Below are 21,735 nucleotides of genomic sequence, written 5' to 3'. Positions count from 1 at the left end.
TGTGCGCTGGCAGGCGGACTGCCAGCCAGGATCCGCACAGTGTGACCGGCTGGGGCGCCGATGCCACGGCGCGCCCGGCCCGCCGTGCGCTGATCAGTGCTTCGCCTCGGTGTTATCGGCCATTTCCCGGATCAGGTACTGCTGGGTGATCGGTGCCAGATGCTCGCCTAGCCAGTCGGCCAGCGCCGTCTGTTCCTTCAGCGACTGCGCGCACAGCTCGTGGATGCGGGGCTCGCCGGCCTCGTGGGCGGTGGCGATGAGGATACGGTAGGAGGCGATCTCCATATGGGCGAAGGTGTAGAGGCTGAGCACGCTCTTGACCACCTCGTCCTCGGTCAGCATGCCTGCCAGGTTCTGGCCGAAGGCCACGAGCTTGCCGCCGGCGTCCTTGACCGTCGATGGCGAACTGCCGAGCTGCTCGATGCACGCCTCCAGGCGTTCGGCCTGGGCCTTGCTCTCGGCGCACTGCTGCTCCAGGCGCGTTTTCAGTTGCGGGTAATGCTCGATGCGCTCGGCCTGCCCTTTGAACAACGAATGCGCCTGCAACTCCATGGCATGTGCATCGCGCAGCCATTCCAGCAGGCGCTCTTTGCGAACATCGGTCATAGCGATTCTCCCAAGGGGAACGTAAGGCATTCATGAAGAAGCCGCGCCAGGCAGCCTCCCTACAGATGGAGAGAAAGCCTGCCCAGGAGTTCCTTGGCAGCGCTGCGGCAGAAGACAAACGGGACCGCAGCCGGGCGCGTCGCGGCCGACCGGCGGCCTGAACTCTGCCGTGGCCGCAGGTTCGATTACTTACAAGCCGGCTCGCCGGCACGCTGAAAACCCGGCCCCACCGGGAATGCCTGAGGGAGAAAAACATCATGACAAACGCCATCGAGCTGTTGGAGCAGGACCATCGCAAGGTTCGCGAATTGCTGACCGAACTGAGTAAAACCAGTGAGAAGGACGAGAAGAAACGCAACGAACTGCTGGAGAAGATCGATCTCGAGCTGAGCGTGCACACCACCCTCGAAGAGGAAATCTTCTACCCCGCCTTCCGCGAGGCTGGCGAGAAGAAAAAGGAAGACCAGAAGATGTATTTCGAGGCCAAGGAGGAGCACCGCGCGGTGGAATCCCTGGTCATGCCGGACCTGAAGAAAACCAAGCCCGCCACCGTCGAGTTCGCCGGCCGCGTGAAGGTGCTCAAGGAACTGGTCGAGCACCATGTCAAGGAAGAAGAAGAGGAAATGTTCGCCGAGGCCAGCAAGCTGATGACCAAGAAGCAACTGGAAGAGCTGGGCGAGCGCATGAAGGCGCGCAAGCAAGAGTTGATGAAGAACGCCGCCTGACGCACCCACACGGCTGACCGGCCATCGGAGGACCCATGAAAAAGCTATCGAGCCTGCTCGACGCCAAGGGGTGCCCCTTGGAGAAACAGGTATTCACCTGGAAGGACCTGGTGGGCAAGACCATCAGCAAGCTGGATGACGATGCCTTCACCCGGGTACGCGTCATCCTCATGAACGGCATCGAGAACGACGCCCTGCGTCTCAAGCACATCGGCGCGCGCATGAACCGCGAACTGCGCCTGCCCCTGGCGCAGGTGCGTCGTGTCGAGCAGTTCCAGGCGACCATGGTGAACTGGCTGCTGTCGGCCGACCATTCGCCGCTGGAAACCACCATCGCCTACGAGCAGGTGGCCATTGAGGTCACCGCCGCGGTGGCGCAGAACGAGCCCGACCCCTACCAGGCCCAGACCTACCGTTTCGGCCTGCTGGAAGACTTCGACCACCTGTATCGCTACTCCGCCATGCTCGACCGGCTGGAAGGCAAGGACGCGAACAACATTCTCCAGGGCTATACCGACATCGTGCCCGGACGGAAGACTTCCGAGGAGTTCCGTGCCCCCGAGGACGATCTGCGAAACGCCTACGACAAGCAGAACGCCGAGCTGATCACCAAGATCCACGCGGCGATGATCACCGCGGCCGAATACCAGACCCACGACTACTACATGAACATCGGCCCGCTGTTCGCCGACCCGCTGGCACGCCAGCTGTACGCGGAAATCGCCTCAGTGGAGGAGCAGCACGTCACCCAGTACGGCTCGCTGCAGGACCCGGACGAAAGCTTCCTGGAAAAATGGCTGATCCACGAAGCCATGGAGGTCTACGCCTACCACAGCTGTGTCGAACAGGAAATCAACCCGCGCGTCAAGGCCATCTGGGAGCGCTTCCTGGACTACGAACAAGGGCAGCTGAATCTGGTTTGCGAGCTGTTCAAGCAGCATGAACGACGCGATCCGGAAGAAGTGCTCGGCGGCGATCTGCCCTCGATGATCGAGTTCAAGAGCCAGCGCGACTACGTGCGCAAGGTCCTCGAAGAGGAAGTGGACATGCGCACCAACGGCACCGAATTCGTACCGCTCAAGCAGGAAAGCAAGGCCAGCATCGCCTATCGCCAGCAGATGAACTCGGAAGGCGTGGCGGCGGATATCGTCTCGGCCGGCTACACCTGGGCACCGGGAACCGAACTGGCCCGCAAGCGCGCGTGAGCGGTCACTCTGCGAAGGAGAACCAACATGGCAAAAACCGTGAAGATGGGCCTGAATATGACCGGCGCGCAGATGTCGCCGCTCGATACCGAGCGCATGATCGACGCCACCGAATCGAACAAGCCGGACGTGCGTGGCAGCGCCAATGCCCTGGCCAAGCAACGCGGCATCTACGTCGTGGAGTCCGAGCGCATTGGCTCGGTGCCGCTGCCAGGCACCGCCAAGGGCATGCTCAAGAGCGCACTGGAAAAACTGGTGGGCAAGAGCCCGGAGGTATTGATCGACAAGCTCGGCGAGCGCCTGGCCTTCGAGCGCACCGGAACGCGGTTGTACGAATCCTTGCTGGCCAAGGCCGAAGCCTGCGAAGAAAAGCTCCCTGACGACCTGATGCGCGATTTGCGACGCTTCCACCGGGAGGAAGCCGAGCACCTGGAACTGGTCACCCAAGCCATGCACAAACTCGGCGCCGACCCCACCGCGCAGACACCAAGCGCCGACGTCACCGGCGTCGCCTCGATGGGCCTGCTGCAAGTCATCAGCGATCCGCGAACCAGCATGGCGCAATGCTTCTCCGCCCTGCTCACCGCCGAACTGACCGACAATGCCGGCTGGGAGCTGCTCATCGAACTCGCCCGCCAGGCCGGCCAGAATGAGATCGCCGACTCGTTCGTTCCGGCGTTGCAACAGGAGCAAAAGCACCTGGCGCGCATCCACGATTGCCTGCGTGACGATCTCAAGTCCCAATTGAGCTAGCCCCCATCCCGGAGGCGGCAACTGCCTCCTCCGGGAGCTTCTCCGTCCCCCCTCCCTGTGCCCGCCCTGCCTGCGTGGCACCTGCGTGCCTTTCTTGCAGGCACTCAGGTGCACTCCCCTCGCGCACCGCTCCGTTCGGCGGCGGAGCGGGATTAAGGGGAAACTTCTCCAGATGCCCCCGGTCAGGAATACAGAGGGGTCTCGCTCCAGGAAGAGGCTCTACGCCGGTCACGCAGGCCGGCATCGAGGGATGCGTCGCCCCCATCGGAGCACTGCTCGGTTCGCAGCCAGGATCAATTGTTTGGAGGACGTCATGAGCTATACCGCTGTGCAGCCCCAGTATGCAAAGCACCGCCTCGACCCCCTGATTGACAAGCCCGCCGCCAATAAGCCGCAGTTGTTGTTGCGGGACGGGCAGCCGAACAAACGCAAGATCCTCTTCGTCACGCCGGAGCTGGCCGACCTGGTGAAAACCGGCGGTCTTGGCGATGTTTCCGCCGCCCTGCCCCGCGCCCTGGCCGATCACCACGATGTGCGCGTGTTGATGCCCGGCTATCGCCAGGTGCTCGATAGCGGCCTGCCGATTCGCGTAGTGGGTAGCCTGCCGGGCCATGCTGCCCTGCCGCCCTGCAAGATCGGCCGCCTCGATCTCGAAGACGGGTTGATCGTCTACGTGCTGCTGTGCCCGGAACTCTACGACCGCGACGGTTCGCCCTATACCGACGACAACGGGCAGGACTGGCCGGATAACCACATTCGCTTCGCCCGGCTGGGGCTGGCCGCCGCCGAGCTGGCCGCTGGTACCGCCTGCATCAGCTGGTGTCCCGAGCTGGTCCACGCCCACGACTGGCCGGCGGCCCTGGCCCCGGCCTACATGCGCTGGCGCGGACAGCGCACGCCGAGCGTATTCACCATTCACAACCTCGCCTACCAGGGCCTGATCAGCCTGGAGTGCCGCCCGGAACTGGGCATTCCCATGGACGCCTGCCATCCGGAGCGCATGGAGTTCCATGGCAAGCTCTCGATGCTCAAGGCCGGTATCGCCTACGCCAGCCAGGTGACCACGGTGAGCGCCAATTATGCGCGTGAGATCACCACCGAGGCGTTTGGCTGCGGCATGGAGGGTTTCCTGCGCAGCAAGGCACTGCAAGGGCGCCTCGGTGGCATTCCCAACGGCATCGACGACAGCTGGAACCCCGAGACCGATCCCCACCTGATCTGCGGATTCCGCGCCCACGAGTGGCAAGGCAAGGCAGTTCACGGCGACTACGTGCGTCGCCGGTTCGGCCTGCAGCAGAGCGAAGGGCCGCTGTTCGCCGTCGTGTCGCGCCTGGTCTACCAGAAGGGCCTGGACCTGACGTGCCAGGTTGCCGGCCACATCGTCGCGAGCGGCGGCCAGATCGCCGTCATCGGTCGCGGCGAACCGAAGGTGGAAGCGGAGCTGCGCGCACTCGCCGAGCGCTTCCCTGGCCAGGTCGGGGTGAATGTCGGCTTCAACGAGACCGATGCCCGGCGCATGTTCGCCGGGAGCGACTTCCTGCTGATGCCGTCGCGCTACGAGCCCTGCGGACTCAGCCAGATGTATGCGCAAAGCTTCGGTTCGCTGCCGATCGCCCATCGCACCGGCGGCCTGGCCGACACCATCGAGGATGGCCTGACTGGCTTCCTCTTCGAGCGGCCGACCGTCGACAGCTACCGCCAGGCCATCGACCGCGCGCTGCATATCTACACCGAACCCGCGCTGCTCCATGCCATGCGTTGCCGCGCGATGGCCTCGCCGTTCCACTGGCAGGAGACAATCAAACCCTACCTGCGGCTCTATCAGCGCCTGTTGGAAGCCTACGGCGAAGCGCGCCACAGCGCCTGACCAAGGAGAGCAGCCATGTCAGAGCCAGCCCAGGGTCGGCGCCACGGCGCGCAGCTGCTGGAACCACATCGCACCCGTTTTTCGCTGTGGGCGCCGGATGCCGAACGGGTGTGCGTCGAGACGAGCGACGGCGCCCGCCTGCCGATGGAACCCGCCGCCGATGGCTGGTTTGTCTGCGAGGCGCCGTGCGGCGCCGGCACGCTGTACCGGTATCTGATCGACGACCAGTTGCATGTACCGGACCCCGCTTCACGCGCGCAGTCCGGCGACGTGCAGGGGCCGAGCCGGGTGGTCGATCCGCACGCCTATGACTGGCGTCATGAGGACTGGTGCGGCCGGCCCTGGCACGAAACCGTGCTCTACGAGCTACATGTCGGCCTGTGCGGCGGCTACGCTGGCGTCGAGCGCTTGCTGCCATCCCTTGCCGAACTGGGCGTGACCGCCATCGAGCTGATGCCGCTGGCGGAATTTCCCGGCAATCGCAACTGGGGCTACGACGGCGTGCTGCCCTATGCGCCGGAGTCTTCCTACGGCAGCCCGGACGAATTGAAGCACCTGATCGATACCGCCCATGGCCTCGGCCTGATGGTGTTTCTCGATGTGGTCTACAACCATTTCGGGCCGGAGGGCAACTACCTTGGCCGCTATGCCAGCGCCTTCTTCCGCCATGATCACAGCACGCCCTGGGGCGACGCTATCGATTTTCGCCGGCGTGAAGTGCGCGATTTCTTCATCGACAATGCCCTGATGTGGCTCTGCGAATACCGCTTCGACGGCCTGCGCCTGGATGCGGTGCACGCCATTCCGGAGCGGGACTTCCTCACCGAACTGGCCCAGCGCGTGCGCACCGCCATCGCGCCGCGGCGTCACGTGCACCTGGTGCTGGAGAACGAACATAACCGCGCCGACCTGCTGGATAGCGGCTTCGACGCCCAGTGGAACGACGATGGCCACAACGTGCTGCATGTGCTGCTCACCGGCGAAAGCCAGGGCTACTACGGCGACTACCTGAACGCGCCCAGCGACAAGCTGGCACGCTGCCTGAGCGAAGGCTTCATCTACCAGGGCGAGCGCAATCGCCACGGTCGTGCGCGCGGCGAACCCAGCGCACACCTGCCGCCCAGTGCCTTCGTGCTGTTCCTGCAGAACCATGATCAGATCGGCAACCGTGCCTTCGGCGAACGGCTGGTCAGCCTGGCGGACGAGCAGGCCCTGAAGGCGGCCACCACCCTGTTGTTGCTCTCGCCGATGGTGCCGTTGCTGTTCATGGGCGAGGAATGGGGGGCGCGTCAGCCGTTCCTCTACTTCACCCACTACCACGGCGAACTGGCCGAAGCCGTGTGCCAAGGCCGGCGCGGCGAGTTCGCCGAATTCGACGATTTTGCCGACCCGGACAAGCGGGCCGCCATTCCCGACCCCAACGCCGAAAGCACCTTCGACGCTTCGCGGCCGGACTTCAGCGAAGCCAGCGAGCCTGGCCACGCCCAGTGGCTGGCGCTCTACCGAGAGCTGCTTGGCATCCGCCGCGAACAGATCGTGCCGCGCCTGGCCGGGGCCCGCGCCATCGGCGCGGAAGTGCTGGCCGAGGGCGCGCTGCTGGCCTGCTGGCAACTGGGCGACGGCGCCCAGCTGCGTATCGAACTCAATCTCGGCGCTCGCCCGGTGCCGGTGCCCGAGACGCTCTCGCCGTCGCGCCTGCTGTTCGAAAGCGCGTCCGGCAGCGCCATGCGCCGCGAAGGCTTGCTCGGCCCACGGCTGGCCCTGGTTTTCCTGGAGGAAAGACGATGAGCGACCAACGCCTCGCCGAGCTGGCCCGCGCCGCCGGGCTGGAAGTCGACTGGGTGGATGCCGACAACCGCCCGCAACGGGTCAACCCCGAGGTGCTGCGGCGCATACTGGCCGCCGTGGAATTGCCAGCGGAGAGCCCCCGGCAGATCGAAGACAGCCTCGCCCGGCTCGCCCATGACGGCAAGGCGGAGCTGCCGACCCTGATCACCCTCGATTACGGGCAGCCGCTCGATCTCTCGGCGCATTTCGAGGGCGGCACCCGCGGCCAGTTGCGCCTGGAAAACGGCGACTGTCTGGACGTGCAACTCGATGAGCAGGGCCATTTGCCCGCCATCGCCAACGTCGGCTATCAGCACCTGCAGATCGGTGACCGCCAGGTACAGTTGGCGGTGGCGCCGGCGCGCTGCACCAGTATCGAGGAACTGTGCAAGCGCCCGCCGCGTGCCTGGGGCCTTTCCGTGCAGACCTATGCGCTGCGCCGCCGTGGCGATGGCGGCCTGGGCGACACCCAGGCGCTGGAAAGCTTGGTCCATGCCGCGGCCGCGCGTGGTGCCGATGCCATCGCCATCAGTCCGCTGCACGCCATGTACAGCGCGGAAACCCGCCACTACAGCCCCTACTCGCCCTCCAGCCGGCTGTTCTACAACGTGCTCTACGCCGCGCCGGGCAGCATTCTCGGCGAACGCGAGCTGCGCCAGGCGATCGCCAGCTGCAATCTGGACGAGGAACTGCAGCGGCTGGAGCGGCTGGAGCTAGTGGACTGGCCAGCAGCGGCGCAAGCCCGGCTCTGTGTGCTGCGCGCCCTGTTCGGGGAGTTTCGCCGGGGCGGTAATCCGCTCTGGCAAGATTTCCTCAGCTTCCGCCAGAGCGGTGGCGAGGCGCTGGAGAATCATTGCCGGTTCGAGGCCATCCAGGCCTATCAGGTCGCCCACGACGGCCCCCGCGACTGGCGCCAGTGGCCGGAGCATTGGCGCGATCCGGCCTCGTCCGCGGTGGAGCGTTTCGCCGCCGAACACAGCGACGAAGTCAGCTTCCATGCCTTCGCCCAGTGGCTGATCAGCCGCGGGCTGGAGCGCACGCAGGCTGCGGCGCGCAGCTCCGGCATGGGCATCGGCCTGATCAGCGATCTGGCAGTGGGCGCCGATGGTGGCGGCAGCCAGGCCTGGAGCCGCCAGGCCGAATTGCTCTCCACCCTCACCGTCGGTGCGCCGCCGGACATTCTCAACCGCTCCGGCCAGGCCTGGGGCATCTCGGCCTTTTCCCCCGAGGGCCTCAAGCGCAACGGTTTCCGAGCCTTCATCGAGATGCTGCGCGCCAACTTCGCCCATGCCGGCGGCATGCGTATCGACCATGTCATGGGCCTCAAGCGGCTATGGGTGATGCCCGAGGGCGCCGATCCGAAGGAAGGTGCCTACCTGAACTACCCCTTCGACGATCTGCTGCGGCTGCTGACCCTGGAATCCTGGCGGCACCAGGCGCTGGTTCTCGGCGAAGACCTCGGCACCGTACCTGCGGGCTTCCGCGAGCGGCTGGCCGAACGGGGCATCCTGGGCATGCGCGTTCTGCTGTTCGAGCAGGATTCCCAGGGGCACTTCCACGCGCCGGGCACCTGGCCCACGGATGCCCTGGCCACCAGCAGCACCCACGACCTGCCAACCCTCGCCGGTTGGTGGCAGGGTCGCGACATCGATTGGCGGGTACGCCTGGGCGAGTACGACGACCAGGCGCAAGCCAATGCGCGGCAGGCGCGCGAGAAGGAGCGCCAGGGCCTGCGCAACGCCCTGGCCAGGGATGGCATGCAGGCCCGCGAGCACGACCTCGACGCGGACACCCTGCTCGACGGGTGCGCCGCCTTCCTCGGCCATACGCCAGCCCCACTGGTCTTGCTGCCGATGGAGGATGTGCTCGGCCTGGAGGAACAGGCCAACCTGCCCGGCATCGTCGAGCAGCACCCCAACTGGCAACGGCGCTGGCGCGGCAACAGCGGCGAACTGCTGGACTCCCCTGCCGCGATTGAACGCCTGCGTATCCTTGCCGATGCCCGGCGACAGGCTCGGGAGTAACCCATGACACCGTTGCGCGCCACCGTGCGTCTGCAATTCCACCGCGGCTTCAGCCTCGACGACGCGTTGCCGCTGGTGGACTACTTCGCCGATCTCGGCATCAGCCACATCTATGCCTCGCCCCTGCTGCGCGCCCGCAGCGGTTCGATGCACGGCTACGATATGGTCGACCCGACAGCGATCAACCCCGAACTGGGTGGCGAAGCGGCCCTGCGCCGGCTGGTCGGCGCGCTGCGCAAGCGCGGCATGGGGCTGATCCTGGATATCGTCTCCAACCACATGGCCGTCGGTGGCTCGGCCAACCCCTGGTGGCTCGACGTGCTGGAATGGGGCCGTCGCAGCCCCCATGCGGAATTCTTCGACATCCAGTGGAATTCGCCCGACCCGCTATTGGAGGGCCAGCTCCTGGTGCCGTTCCTGCGCAGCGACTACGGCGAAGTACTGCAGGCCGGCGAGCTGCCGCTGCACTTCCTCGCCGAAGACGGCAGCTTCTATGTCAGCCATTACGACCACCGCTTCCCCATCAGCCCGCCGAGCTACGGCGACCTGCTGCGCGCCGCCGATCACCCGCTGCTGGCCGAACTGGCCGAGCGTTTCGATGCGCTCAAGGGCGAGCCCCGGGCCTACCTGCTGGCCCGCGAAGCCAAGGCCGAGCTGGCCCGGCTGGCCGAGCAGGCGGACGTGCGCCAGGCGCTGCAACGCACCCTCGATCACTACGACGCCGGCCACCCCGGCGGCATGGCGCGACTGCACGAGCTACTGGAAATCCAGCACTACCGGCTGGCCAGCTGGCGCACCGCCGCCGACGACATCAACTGGCGGCGCTTCTTCGACATCAACGAACTTGGCGGCTTGCGCGTCGAGCGCCCGGTGGTGTTCGAGGAGACCCACGCCAAGCTGTTCGAACTGATCGGCGAAGGGCTGATCGATGGTCTGCGCATCGACCACGTCGATGGCCTGGCCGATCCGCGCGGCTATTGCCGGCGGCTGCGTCGGCGGGTCGACCGGCTGCTCGCCGGCCGTCATGGCGACGCGCGGCTGCGGCACTTCCCCATCTACCTGGAGAAGATCCTTGCCCATGGCGAGCGCCTGGCCCCCGGCTGGGGCGTGGACGGCACCACCGGCTACGAGTTCATGAATCAGGTGGCCCAGTTGCAGCACGACCCTGCCGGCTGGTCGACCCTGTGCGCCCTGTGGAGCAGCATCAGCGGCCGTCCGGGCGACTTCCTCGAAGAGGCCCGCCTGGCCCGGCAACTGGTGCTCACAGGGCCTCTGGCCGGGGATTTCGAGACCGTCGCCCAGGCGCTCTTGCAGGTGGCGCGGGCCGACCTGATGACCCGCGATATCACCCTTGGCGCCATACGCCGAGCGCTGCTGGAGCTGATCGTGCACTTCCCGGTGTATCGCACCTACATCACCGGCGCCGGCCGTGCCGCCCAGGACGAGCCGTTCTTCCAGCAGGCGCTTGAAGGCGCGCGGGCCAGCCTGAGCGACGCCGAGTTGCCATTGCTGGAGCATCTGCAGCGCTGGCTTGGCGGCGAGCCGCTACGCGGCCTGCCACGGGCGCAGCGCAAGGCGCGGCGTTATGCCTGCGTGCGCTTCCAGCAGTTGACCTCGCCGGTCGCCGCCAAGGCCGTGGAAGACACCGCCTGCTATCGCTCGGCGGTGCTGCTGTCGCGCAATGACGTCGGTTTCGATCCCCAGCACTTCGGCGCATCGCCCGCGGCCTTCCACGAAGCCTGTCGGGACCGTGCGACAAGTTTTCCGCATAACCTGCTGACCACCGCCACCCACGATCACAAGCGCGGCGAGGATTGCCGGGCGCGGCTGGCGGTGCTGAGCGAGCGCGCCGCCTGGTTCAGCGAGCGCGTGCTGCGCTGGATGAAGCTGGCCGAGCCGCTGCGCCAACAACTGAGCGACGAAGTGGCGCCGTACCCGGGCGACGAGCTGATTCTCTACCAGATCCTGCTCGCCAGTTGGCCGACGAACTTGCAGCTGACCGACATCCAGGGCCTGCGCGACTACGCCGAACGCCTGGCCCAGTGGCAGGAAAAGGCGCTGCGCGAGGCCAAGCTGCACAGCAGCTGGCATGCCCCCAACCAGCCCTACGAAAGCGCCTGCCGGACGTTCCTCGAAACGGTGCTGCTCGGCGACCGGGCCGCGACCTTGCGAGGCGAAATCGCCGACGCCGCCCGTCTCATCGGTCCTGCCGGCGCCCTCAACGGGCTGAGCCAGAGCTTGCTGCGCATGACCACGCCTGGCGTACCGGACCTCTACCAGGGGTGCGAATACTGGGACCAGAGCCTGGTCGACCCGGACAACCGCCGGCCAGTGGATTTCGCCCGGCGCAGGCACAGCCTGAAGCTCGGTGCCAACCCCGCCGAGCTGCTCGCCGACTGGCATGACGGCCGCATCAAGCAGTGGCTGATCGCCCGCACGCTGAACCTGCGTGCGCGACTGCCGCGGCTGTTCGCCGAGGGCGCCTACCTGCCCCTGGAGGTACGCGGGCAACACGCCGCGCGCGTGCTGGCTTTCGCCCGCCTGCTGGATGAGCACCTGGCAGTGGTGGTGGTGCCGTGCCTGCCCTCGGCGCTGCTTGGCGACGCCGAGCAGCCGCTTATCGCCGCCGAGGCCTGGGGCGATACGCGCATCCAGTTGCCGCCCCAGGCGGCGAAGCAAACCCTGAGGGGACTTTTTTCCGGCGCAACAGTCACAAAGCAAGAGGATGAATTGCCCCTGGCCGAAGCGCTGGCGCCATTCTCCCTGAATCTCTGGTACTGCGAGTCGCCCCAAGTGATGGAGAGTTGAATGAAATGAACGTCGATGAACAGCGCATCCGCGAATTTGCCTACCAGATCTGGCAATCCGAAGGCTGTCCGGCCGGACAGGAGGACCGCCACTGGGACATGGCCTGCAAGCTGGCCGAAGCAGAAGCCGCGGCACCGATAGCCAAGCCCGCGCCGCGCGCGCGCCGCGCGACCAAGCCCAAGGAAGCCGTTTCCAGCGAAGCGAAGTCGGCCCCGGCAGCGGAGAAGAAACCCCGCGCGCCGCGCAAGAGCGCCAGCAAGACCAGCGATAGCTGACGGATGAGCCTGGCGCGAACGTGGCTTCGCGCCTTGCGCCCCGCCCCATGCCGGACACCCAGGAGCGCGGTGACAACGCCACCGCGAAGGCGCCCGGTGCACGCCTGACCTGCACCGATTTCGACAGCCGAGGAACCGATGGACCGCAAGCACAGTACCGCCAAGGCCCCTCACCTGATGACCCAGTCGCGCATTCGCGAAGGATTGCCCTTCCCCTTGGGGGCCACCTGGGACGGTCTTGGCGTCAATTTCGCGATCTTCTCCGCCCACGCCACCAAGGTTGAACTGTGCCTGTTCGACGACAAGGGCGAAACCGAGCTGGAACGCATCGAGCTGCCCGAATACACCGATGAAATCTGGCACGGCTACCTGCCGGACGCCCATCCCGGGCAGATCTACGGCTACCGCGTGTACGGGCCCTACGAACCCGATGCCGGGCACCGCTTCAATCCCAACAAATTGCTGATCGATCCCTATGCCAAGCAACTGGTCGGCCAGTTGCGCTGGTCGGAATCGCTGTTCGGCTACACCATCGGTTCGAAGGATACCGACCTCAGCTTCGACGAGCGCGACAGCGCGCCCTACGTGCCCAAGTGCAAGATCATCGATCCGGCCTTCACCTGGGGCCGCGACCAGCCGGTGCGGGTGCCCTGGGACCGGACCATCGTCTACGAGGCCCACGTGCGCGGCTACACCATGCGCCACCCGGCAGTGCCGGAGGCGGCGCGCGGTACCTTCGCCGGCATGATGACCAGCGAGGTGGTCGACTACATTCGCAAGCTCGGCGTGACCTCCATCGAGTTCCTGCCGATTCATGCCTTCGTCAACGACCAGCACCTGCTGCAGAAGGGCCTGAACAACTACTGGGGATACAACAGCATCGCCTTCTTCGCCCCCCACCCGCGCTACCTCGCCAGCGGCAAGATCAGCGAATTCAAGGAGATGGTCGCGCACCTGCACGACGCCGGCCTGGAGGTGATCCTCGACGTGGTCTACAACCACACCGCCGAGGGCAACGAACTGGGGCCGACCCTGTCCATGCGCGGCATCGACAACGCCACCTACTACCGCCTGTTCCCCGATGACAAGCGCTACTACGTCAATGACTCCGGCACTGGCAACACCCTCGACCTCAGCCACCCCTGCGTGCTGCAGATGGTCACCGACTCGGTGCGCTACTGGGCCACGGAAATGCACGTCGACGGCTTCCGCTTCGACCTGGCGACCATTCTCGGTCGCCATCCGGAGGGCTTCGACGAGCGCCACGGCTTTCTCGTCGCCTGCCGCCAGGACCCGGTGCTGCGTCAGTTGAAACTGATCGCCGAACCCTGGGACTGCGGCCCCGGCGGCTACAGGGTGGGCGGCTTCCCACCCGGCTGGATGGAGTGGAACGACCGCTTCCGCGATTGCGCCCGCGCGTTCTGGAAAGGCGACGAGGGGCAGTTGCCGGAATTCGCCAAGCGCCTCACCGGCTCTGGCGACCTCTACAACCAGCGCGGGCGACGGCCGTTCGCCTCGGTCAATTTCATCACCGCCCATGACGGCTTCACCCTGCGCGACCTGGTTTCCTATAACCACAAGCACAACGAAGACAACGACGAGGGCAACCAGGACGGCACCGACAACAACGTGTCCTGGAACCACGGCGCCGAAGGCCCCACCAACGACCGCACCATTCGCGCACTGCGCCTGAAGCAGATGCGCAACTTCATCGGTACCCTGATGTTCTCCCAGGGCACGCCAATGCTGGTAGCCGGCGATGAGTTCTCGCGCACCCAGCACGGCAACAACAACGCCTACTGCCAGGACAGCGAAATTGGCTGGATCAACTGGGAGCTGGATGACGAGGGCAAGGCCCTGCTCGCCTTCACACGCAAAGTCATTGCGTTGCGCCAGAAGTATCCGATGCTGCGCCGTGGGCGCTTCCTGGTCGGCGCCTACAACGAGGAGCTGGGGGTCAAGGACGTCACCTGGCTGTCGCCAGCCGGCGAGGAGATGACCGTCGAGCACTGGGAAGATCCCCACGCCCGCTGCCTGGGCATGCTGCTCGACGGCCGCGCCCAGCCCACCGGCATCCGCCGCGCCGGCTCCGACAGCACCCTGCTGCTGGTCGTCAACGCTCACCATGGCCGGGTCGATTTCCATCTGCCCGAAGTGCCGGAGGGTTCATGCTGGCGTCGCCTGGTGGATACCCACCAGCCCACCGCGGCCAGCGAGGACTTCGGCTTCGGCAACGTCTACCCGGCGACCGGACGATCGCTGCTGCTGTTCGAGCTGCTCAAGACCGCCTGCTGAGCCCGATCGGGCTCGCCGGAGCCCGCCAAGGCCGCCCCGCGGCGGGAGCTGCGCAGGGCGTCACATTTCCGCAGCGTCCGGCTTTTTCCGGGCCCCCGGGCATGCCACCCTGCCGCCCTTCGGGACACATGGAAGGGGTCGCACCCGTGGGGCAAGAGATCAAATTCATCGGGCTGTACACCGCCTCGACCGTGCTGGCTGCGCTCATCTTCGGCGTCGGCAGCTTCTTCGCAATCCTGATTCTGTCCTGCCTGGCTGCCACCGCCTGCGCATTCGCCGCCGGGCGCGGGAAACTCCGCGGCGAGCGGTGGAGATCGCTGGCGATATGCGCGGGCGTGCCGACCGCTATCCTGGCGCTCGTGCTGACGGTGCGGCTCTATTTACAGCTACTCGCCATCGGCATCACCGGCTCGCCGCATGATGCGCCTTCCATCAATCTCTTCCGGGTCTTCATGCTTTCCTGGTTCACCGCGTGCGTCGGCGCAGCTATCGTGCTGGCCGTTTTCGACCGGCAGACCTTCCTGCCTGCCCTGTCGCAGGACGATCCCGCCGCCGACTGAACCTGGCCTCCCTTCCCTTCTCATAAGGACTTTTCCATGAATCATGCTTCGCGCCGAATCGCCGTTCTCCTGGCCGCCCTGCTGGGCAGCTCCCTCGCACTGGCCGAGGATGAAACCAGCTCGCTCAAGGAGACGACCAAGACCGCCGTGTCCTCGGCCATCGCTGCCGGCAAGAATCTGCTGGGCGGCATCACCGAGGGCGTGGTCGATGGTCGTGAAGCGGCCGTGGGGGCGGACGGCGCGCTGGTCGTTTCCAACCTCGAGCAATTGCAAGGACGCGTCCATATCGACGTGCTCAAGGTCGAGCCGAGCGGCGACAACCTCTACGTCACCCTGGGCCTGAAGAACCAGTCCGACGAGCAGTTGCGCCTGATCAACCTGAAGCAGACCGGCGCCTTGCTGGCCATCGACCAGGATGGCTACTCCAACCCGCTACTGGCCGGGCTGGAAAACCCCGACGACGTCACCATCCCGGCCAACACTGGCGTACGCCAGAAGTTCGTCTTCGCCGGCCCGGTGGAAAGCGGTACCTCCATTCGCCTGTGGGGCAAGGATTTTCCGGTAGCCAAATAGTCCGCGCGACCATTTAGAACCGCACCGGAGGCTCTGTCAGTTGCCTTGTCAGCCTGCGATCGGGGAGCCAGCATGTTCCGCGAAGAGGGCTCCATGCAGTTGCCGAGCTTCCGAACTCAGCAGATAAGGGACGTCATCGGTTTGGGCCAGTTGATTCAGGCGTTCCGTCTCGGCTAGTTGTCGTGCCCGCTCCTCGCCATGCTGCTTCACGCTGAAACAACGTCTGCGATAGCGCCCATCCGACATTCGGGTTTTGGCTTCCCAGTAATAGACCTCTTCGCCCTTTCTGCTTTTTTTCATGGTGCGGTATACACCTGCCATGCCCGGCAAGCCCCGACGCTTGCGCTGCCTGAGGGCGAGCTTGCTCTGCGGCGGGTTCTCCAGGATCGTCTGGTTGCGAAAGGTCAGGGCCGCGCGGAATGCCGCCTCCTTGCCGCCATACTGGAGATCGCTGAACTGCGCGGTAAAGAGCTGCCGGTTACGCATGAGGGCCACGTCCCAATAGCCATTGCGCCCCGGCTCCATGCGACGCAGTGCATACAGGCGCTCCGGCAGCGCCGCTTGGGGACAGCCGGTTTCGGTGGATGAATCCATGAGCTTTCCTCACTATCGGTTGCGTTTTGCCGGCGGGACGCGTGGGGCCGCTGCCCGTGTCCCGCCAACTGCAGTTGCTGTTCAGCTCTCGCCGTTCAGGGTTTCCAGCGCTTCGCCGGCCTTTTCCCACCAGCCGGGCTTCCTCTCCGGGGCTGCTATGGGGCTGTCCGCGAGCGTGCCGAGCATGGCTCCGAGCAGGCCGCTGGCGTCCTTGCTCTCCTTCGCCTCTTTGGCCACCTCGGCGAGCCGATGGGCCTTGAGGATGGCGGCCAACTCCGGGGTATCGGCAGTCTTCTCGCTGAGCGGTTCCGGTAGCGGCAAGGCACTGACCAGGCTCACCACGTCGCCAGGGTTGCGGGTATAGGCACGCAGCGCCTGCGCGCCCTGCACCATCGGCAGGGCGATACCGGTGAGCGGGTCGTAGGCGCTGACCTGCGGCATCTTCGCAACGCCCGGCAGTTCCGGCAGGCCGACCTTGCCGCGCAGCACCGGCGTGCCCAGGGATGGCAGGATCAGCCCCAGCAGGTAGCGCGGGTCGCCCTTCTTGATGAGTAGGCCAACGCTGGCCAGGGCGATGCCGACGCCAATTACCCGTCCGGCGGTGGCCAGCACCGACAGGTCCTTGTTCGACTCATTGTCGAAGTGCACCAGGCGGATGCGGAAGTAATCGGTGAACGGCTCGCGTTCTTCAAGGCCCGACGAGTTCATGAACCAGGCGCGGGAATCGTGCACGTGGTCGTCGAAAAGCCGTACCAGCTCTTCCTGGCCGGCAGCCGGCATGTTGGAGGAGCTGAACAGCCGCTGGTAGAGCCGGGTGCCCTCGGTATACAGGAAGCCATACTCCTTGGCCTCGTCCTCTTCGTTGATCAAATAGACGGTGCCGCCCAGCAGGATATTGACGATGCCACCCCACTCGAAGGTGTCTTCGCCAATCTCCCAGCTCCGCGTGTAATCGCGGCGGAATTCGGCGGCGGCGCGGCGCAGTTGCCGGTCGTCCAGGCTCGGTTCGAAGCACTTGTTGGTATTGAGTTTGGCGTGTTCCTGCTCACCGATCAGCGCCAGGTCCTGCTCGCGCTGCGCCTGCTCGCCGGCGCTCAGCTCGTGCGGCGGCTGGCCCTGCTGGGCGGCCTGGTACTCCTCCAGTTTGCGCTCATGCAAACGCTCTCGAGCCTTGCGCTCATCCTTGCTCATATCCTTGCCGCGCACCTCGGCGTAGAAGCGCTGCTTGTACAGGTTCTCGGCATAGCGGTCGATGCGCCAGCCGGTGATCAGCGCGGTTTCCCGCTCGACGATATGCTCCAGCGGCCCGGCCTTGGCCTGGGCTTGCCAGGCGTTGAATCGGGTGATGAGCAGGTCCTTTATTCCAAACTCTGCGAGGGTATCTTCCCCCATCCCTCGCCACTCCTCGTAGTTGCCCACCGCTAGCGGCGGCACCTGCAGGGGCGCGCCGGCCTCGAAGGCTTCCGCATACATATGGTGCAGCGGAATTTGCGACAGCAGCTCCCCCTGCCCGCCCTGGGCCTTGCCCTGGTCCCTCGGCGGGTAGCCGCCGCCGACGTCGGAGTGCATGCCTGGATAGACGTACTCCACGCTGTCCTGCCGGTAGCTGGACGGGCGCTGGCTGTCGCGCCGGCCCTCGGCATCCTTCTCCCGGCGGCGGATCGAGTCCAGCGGAAAGCTGGCGCGTTGCTCGTGGGCGGACACCAGGTGCACGCAGCGCTTGAGAAAGCGCCGGTCCTCGGGCAGCGTCGTGTCCAGGTCCGGCAGGCGCATGCTGCCGTCGGCCCAGCTCATATGGCCGGCGGCGAAGGGTGCGCTGTCCGCCAGGCCCACCGCCGCCACGGTATCGAACAGACCGAGGAACTCGATGGACAGCGGCAAGCCGGCGAAGCGGTAGTCGATCCCGCCCTCCGTGCTCTGGATGCGGGTCAGCGCCAGCAACCAGTTGGCGAAGGCGCGGGCCTCCGCCGCGCCACGGGAAAAGCCGTATACATACAGGCGCAGGGCGAGAATCTCCGGCTTCTGCCCGGCCTCCCGGCGTTGTGCCAGGGTGGTTTCCAGCTCCGCGAGCTTCGGCCGCAGCGCCGCCTCGCGCTTGCGCGCCCCATCCTCCAGCAGGCCGCCGCTCAGCACGTTGGTCGTCCAACTGGTGCTCATGGCCTTTACCAGAGTGCGAGTTTCAGGCAGCTCCAGCCTCTGCTGGGTCAAGGTGAAGCGCAAGGCGTCGAGCAAACGGGTCAGCATCCAGTTGATGCGATCCTCCCCACCCTTGGCGCCGATCAGGCCGAACTGGCTGGGGGCGTACTCTTCGATATCCGGAAAGACCGTTCCCACGCCGGGGCTGTAATAGGCATGAAAGCCCTTGTCGATGGCGTCCTGTTGCTCCGCATGACCGATGCTGGCATGGAACAGCCGCGCCACATTGCTGGTACAGCGCGGGTCGGCCGTACTGTCCGAAGGCTCGTGGTTGTTGGTGCCATCGAAGAACAGAGAGAGGTGCAGCACCTTGCAGCAGGGCTTGCCGGGTTCGGCCTCTGCCCTGGCCGCCGCCGCGAGATTGGCGGCGCTCCAGGCGACCAGTTCGTCGCGCTGCTGTTGGCGGATATTCTTCGCCAACTGTGCCGGGCTGCGCGGCAGCCGACCGCCGACAGGAAAAAACTTAGGAATCAATGCACTCTCGTTATTGCTGGGCGGGGTCAGGGTTTCAGACATTCCTTGGTCTCCTGGGTGGCGAAATAGGCTTTATCGGGATAGTCGGGATGCGAGGGGGCAAAGCAGGTGGTGGATACCCGCACCTGATCGCAGGGCAGGAAGTGCACCTGGAGGGCACAGACCTTCTCGCCGTAGCGCGGAATCTCCACCGTGGCGCTATGCCGAGTGTATTTGCGGCGATGTTCCTCCATTCGCTCGTGCCAGGCATCGGAAAACAAGGGCTCAGGCCAGTCCTTGGATGCGCCGACGTTGGGGTCTTTTTCCCACTCGACGATGGCCCGCAGGCCGGGGCGCCAGTGGATGGGTAGTGCGCCGCAGCACACTTGCTTCCCTCCTCCCTGATGCGGGCCGATATTTGGCCCGCCGGCGCCATTGACGGTGAAGTGATTGATGCCTGCCGAGGTATGGTTATAGCCCTCCACTGGCGCGGCCAGCATTTCCGATTCCCGCGCCGAGCAGCCGCCAAGCAACAGGCTGCCGAACAGCAAGACGAATAGATGGTGAAGGTTCATGCCCGCACCTCGGCGCGCTGCTGCCGGCGGATATTCTTCGCCAACTGCGCCGGGCTGCGCGGCAGCCGGCCGCCGGCGGGAAATGCCTTGGGAATCAGCGCACTCTCATTGTTGCTCGGCTGGGTCAGGGTTTCGGACATTCCTTGGTCTCCTGGGTGGCGAAATAGGCTTTGTCGGGATAGTCGGGATGCGAGGGGGCAAAGCAGGTGGTAGAAATCTTGACTTCATCGCAAGGTAAAAAATGAACCTTCAGTGAACAGACGTCCTCGCCGTACTGCGGAATCTCCACCGTGGCGCTATGCCGAGTGTATTTGCGGCGATGTTCCTCCATTTGCTCGTGCCAGGCATCGGAAAACAAGGGCTCAGGCCAGTCCTTGGATGCGCCGACGTTGGGGTCTTTTTCCCACTCGACGATGGCCCGAAGACCGGGGCGCCAGTGAAGCGGTAGCGCGCCGCAGCAAACCTGCGAGCCCCCCCTGATGCGGCCCGATATTCGGTCCGCCGGCGCCATTGACGGTGAAGTGGTTGATGGCAGCCGAGGTGTGGTTATAACCGCCGATTGGCGCGGCCAGCATTTCCGATTCCCGCGCCGAGCAGCCGCCAAGCAACAGGCTGCCGAACAGCAGGGCGAACGGACGAACGTAGTTCATACCTGCGCTGCCCTAATAGCTCTCGTATATATCGTAAGGAAGTAGAACGGTATCTACCGCTAAATCCACAGGCACCGAGTAAATGGTGGCGACCGGACAGATCACTGACATCCAGCACCACAGACTAAACGGTACATATCCACGGTTCATCTTGTCGCTAAACAACAACAGCTGAAAATCATATTGCGTTCCTCGATACACCGAAGAGGAAAAGTGCCGAGGGCCTTCCATTGCTCGGCTTCCCAGAGAGCCGCAGCCTGTCATGCTGCACATAAACAACCAGAGGAAGCCCATCCGTAGTAATCCGTTCAAAGCCATTCCTTTCTACATATTGAGATCAGTCGGATGCGAGAAAGCCGGGTTCACTCGACCCTCGAGAGTTTCACTGGCTTATTCCGCAAATAACTGATCAGTTGGTTTGCGGCTGAAAGTTCCAGCCTCTTTTTCTTGCTGTCGCTCTCGACCAGAAGATTGTCGGATTCGGCGGCGAGCATGAATTCAAGCGCTCCCCAAATATCCGGATCGGTTCTTGAAGTCACCCGATATCCGCCATTGCTCTTGGTGACGGTTATGGTTTCCGTCATCACTTGGGAGCTCGAGATTTGTTCTGAATTGACCCAAGTACCAATGAAGTCTTCTCCTTCTCGCTTACATCCGGCGAGAGCGACACAGGCAAGCAGTGCAATGACTATCTTTTTCATTTCGAAGCCCTGATTGGGGGAAAGATTGGGGGCCCCATGGGGCGTTGTCGGCCGCGCATGGCCAATTGACACCGGGACATTGCCTTCATATCAGCGCTTCGGGCTCGGCAGGGTTGACCACCGGCGAGTTGGCCGCCAGCCATTCGCGCACGAAGTCATCCCGCCCCCCTATCTCCCGCAGTCCGGCGCGATTGGCCGCCAATTGGGCATGCAACAGGTGGCGTACCAGTGTTTCCTCTTGGGCCAGGCCGTAGTGCTGGGGGCAGACGTGCCACCGGCTGCGGTAGTCCTCGGCGGCGCTCCAGGCTTGCAGGCCGGCGAGCTGTTCATGGCTCAGGCGCATGAGCGGCGGCTGTGGCACCTGTGCATGTCGCGACCAGAGGCCGGCCAGGCTGCGAGCCTGGTGGTCGCGGTCCAGCCAGTGCCAGGCGATCACCGGGGCGTGAAACCAGTGGCTCTGCGTGGGGTCGAGCACGTCACTGGCGCCTTCGAACAGGCGCGTGTCGTAGTAGCGCAGCAGGCCGCTGGCCTTGCCGTCGTTCCATTCGGCCTGGGTGGCATGGCGCAGGTGTGCGGCCAGGGCCTGGAATTCCCAGGGGCTGGTCAGGGCTAGCAGGTGGTTGCGGCAGTCGGCGGTGGCCAGCAGGGCGACCAGCCAGTCCTGATGGGTATGCGCCTGACGGTCCAGCCGCAGCAGCATGGGGCCGATATCCGCCAGGGCGGCTTCCGGCGTGCCGTCGAACAGCTTGGCCAGCAGCGCCGAAGGCTCCAGCGCGGCCAGGCTGGGCAGCAGCGGGTAGCCGAGGTTGGTGGCGTCGATCAGCAGGTCGAGGTATGGCAGGCTGGCGTTTTCCGCCTGTTCGTGAAGCTGGACCAGCCAGTGGTCGATGGGGGTGCTCATTTCGGTTTCTTCCTTGAGTTAGCGAGCAACGACGCTCTGGGTAGCATTCTGCGCACGGCGCAAACACTCCTCGCAGACCGCCGGTTGCGGCTTGTCCGTGCAGTTGGCCAGGGCCTGCTCCAGCACCTCCCCCGCCTTGTCCTTGTC

The 21,735-nt window shown here is 65.1% G+C and carries 19 protein-coding genes; 11 read left to right on the top strand and 8 right to left on the bottom strand.

Translation table 11 applies throughout. The features are described 5' to 3' along the window. Positions 1–93 precede the first annotated feature (93 nt). On the bottom strand, positions 94–606 hold the full coding sequence (locus tag ACWKV7_RS22980) for a ferritin-like domain-containing protein (RefSeq protein ID WP_483860032.1): 513 nt from the start codon (positions 604–606) through the stop codon (positions 94–96). A gap of 257 nt (positions 607–863) precedes the next feature. Between ACWKV7_RS22980 and ACWKV7_RS22975 the strand changes: the two genes are divergently transcribed. The 11 genes from ACWKV7_RS22975 (at position 864) to ACWKV7_RS22925 (ending at position 15,518) form a co-directional block, all read left to right on the top strand. Beyond that, positions 864–1,331 carry a PA2171 family ribosome-binding persister protein gene (locus tag ACWKV7_RS22975; RefSeq protein WP_483860031.1) on the top strand — a complete coding sequence of 156 codons (468 nt, stop codon included), beginning with the start codon at positions 864–866 and terminating at the stop codon, positions 1,329–1,331. A gap of 35 nt (positions 1,332–1,366) precedes the next feature. Then, positions 1,367–2,536 carry a hypothetical protein gene (locus ACWKV7_RS22970; protein ID WP_483860030.1) on the top strand — a complete coding sequence of 390 codons (1,170 nt, stop codon included), beginning with the start codon at positions 1,367–1,369 and terminating at the stop codon, positions 2,534–2,536. Between the two features lie 27 nt (positions 2,537–2,563). Continuing rightward, positions 2,564–3,289, top strand: a complete 726-nt coding sequence (locus ACWKV7_RS22965; protein WP_483860029.1) for a DUF892 family protein — start codon at positions 2,564–2,566, stop codon at positions 3,287–3,289. Positions 3,290–3,602: 313 nt separating this feature from the next. Next, a complete protein-coding gene (gene glgA, locus ACWKV7_RS22960; RefSeq protein ID WP_483860028.1) occupies positions 3,603–5,156 on the top strand; it encodes a glycogen synthase GlgA in 1,554 nt (517 codons plus the stop codon). A 15-nt stretch (positions 5,157–5,171) separates the two neighbouring features. Beyond that, complete coding sequence (gene treZ, locus ACWKV7_RS22955) at positions 5,172–6,944, top strand: malto-oligosyltrehalose trehalohydrolase (protein ID WP_483860027.1); 1,773 nt, start codon at positions 5,172–5,174, stop codon at positions 6,942–6,944. Continuing rightward, entirely contained in the window at positions 6,941–9,007 is a 2,067-nt protein-coding gene (malQ, locus tag ACWKV7_RS22950; RefSeq protein WP_483860026.1) for a 4-alpha-glucanotransferase, read from the top strand. The genes treZ and malQ overlap by 4 nt, the downstream gene beginning before the upstream one ends. Before the next feature lie 3 nt (positions 9,008–9,010). Continuing rightward, entirely contained in the window at positions 9,011–11,815 is a 2,805-nt protein-coding gene (locus ACWKV7_RS22945; protein WP_483860025.1) for a malto-oligosyltrehalose synthase, read from the top strand. A 5-nt stretch (positions 11,816–11,820) separates the two neighbouring features. Next, on the top strand, positions 11,821–12,090 hold the full coding sequence (locus tag ACWKV7_RS22940; protein ID WP_483860024.1) for a DUF2934 domain-containing protein: 270 nt from the start codon (positions 11,821–11,823) through the stop codon (positions 12,088–12,090). Positions 12,091–12,228: 138 nt separating this feature from the next. Beyond that, entirely contained in the window at positions 12,229–14,385 is a 2,157-nt protein-coding gene (gene glgX, locus ACWKV7_RS22935; protein WP_483860023.1) for a glycogen debranching protein GlgX, read from the top strand. Positions 14,386–14,531: 146 nt separating this feature from the next. Then, complete coding sequence (locus ACWKV7_RS22930) at positions 14,532–14,945, top strand: hypothetical protein (RefSeq protein WP_483860022.1); 414 nt, start codon at positions 14,532–14,534, stop codon at positions 14,943–14,945. Positions 14,946–14,981: 36 nt separating this feature from the next. After that, positions 14,982–15,518, top strand: a complete 537-nt coding sequence (locus ACWKV7_RS22925) for a hypothetical protein (protein WP_483860021.1) — start codon at positions 14,982–14,984, stop codon at positions 15,516–15,518. Between the two features lie 48 nt (positions 15,519–15,566). Here ACWKV7_RS22925 and ACWKV7_RS22920 read toward each other — a convergent pair whose 3' ends face one another. The 7 genes from ACWKV7_RS22920 to tla1 form a co-directional block, all read right to left on the bottom strand. Further along, positions 15,567–16,112: a hypothetical protein gene (locus tag ACWKV7_RS22920; RefSeq protein ID WP_483860020.1), complete on the bottom strand. Its 546-nt coding sequence runs from the start codon at positions 16,110–16,112 to the stop codon at positions 15,567–15,569. 81 nt (positions 16,113–16,193) lie between these two features. Beyond that, complete coding sequence (locus ACWKV7_RS22915) at positions 16,194–18,824, bottom strand: T6SS phospholipase effector Tle1-like catalytic domain-containing protein (protein WP_483860019.1); 2,631 nt, start codon at positions 18,822–18,824, stop codon at positions 16,194–16,196. Next, positions 18,809–19,336, bottom strand: coding sequence for a Tli1a family immunity protein (gene tli1a / locus ACWKV7_RS22910; RefSeq protein ID WP_483860018.1), 528 nt, complete (start codon positions 19,334–19,336; stop codon positions 18,809–18,811). The genes ACWKV7_RS22915 and tli1a (ACWKV7_RS22910) overlap by 16 nt, the downstream gene beginning before the upstream one ends. Then, positions 19,333–19,476: a hypothetical protein gene (locus ACWKV7_RS22905; protein WP_483860017.1), complete on the bottom strand. Its 144-nt coding sequence runs from the start codon at positions 19,474–19,476 to the stop codon at positions 19,333–19,335. The genes tli1a (ACWKV7_RS22910) and ACWKV7_RS22905 overlap by 4 nt, the downstream gene beginning before the upstream one ends. Further along, on the bottom strand, positions 19,461–19,847 hold the full coding sequence (tli1a, locus tag ACWKV7_RS22900; protein ID WP_483860016.1) for a Tli1a family immunity protein: 387 nt from the start codon (positions 19,845–19,847) through the stop codon (positions 19,461–19,463). Before tli1a (ACWKV7_RS22900) ends, ACWKV7_RS22905 begins: the two co-directional genes overlap by 16 nt. Positions 19,848–20,348: 501 nt before the next feature. Then, positions 20,349–20,687, bottom strand: coding sequence for a putative periplasmic lipoprotein (locus ACWKV7_RS22895; RefSeq protein ID WP_483860015.1), 339 nt, complete (start codon positions 20,685–20,687; stop codon positions 20,349–20,351). 85 nt (positions 20,688–20,772) lie between these two features. Then, positions 20,773–21,588: a toxin Tle1 chaperone Tla1 gene (gene tla1 / locus ACWKV7_RS22890; protein ID WP_483860014.1), complete on the bottom strand. Its 816-nt coding sequence runs from the start codon at positions 21,586–21,588 to the stop codon at positions 20,773–20,775. Positions 21,589–21,735 lie beyond the last annotated feature (147 nt).

Source organism: Zestomonas ipomoeae (assembly GCF_057128665.1).
This window is presented reverse-complemented; position numbering and strand designations above follow the sequence as displayed.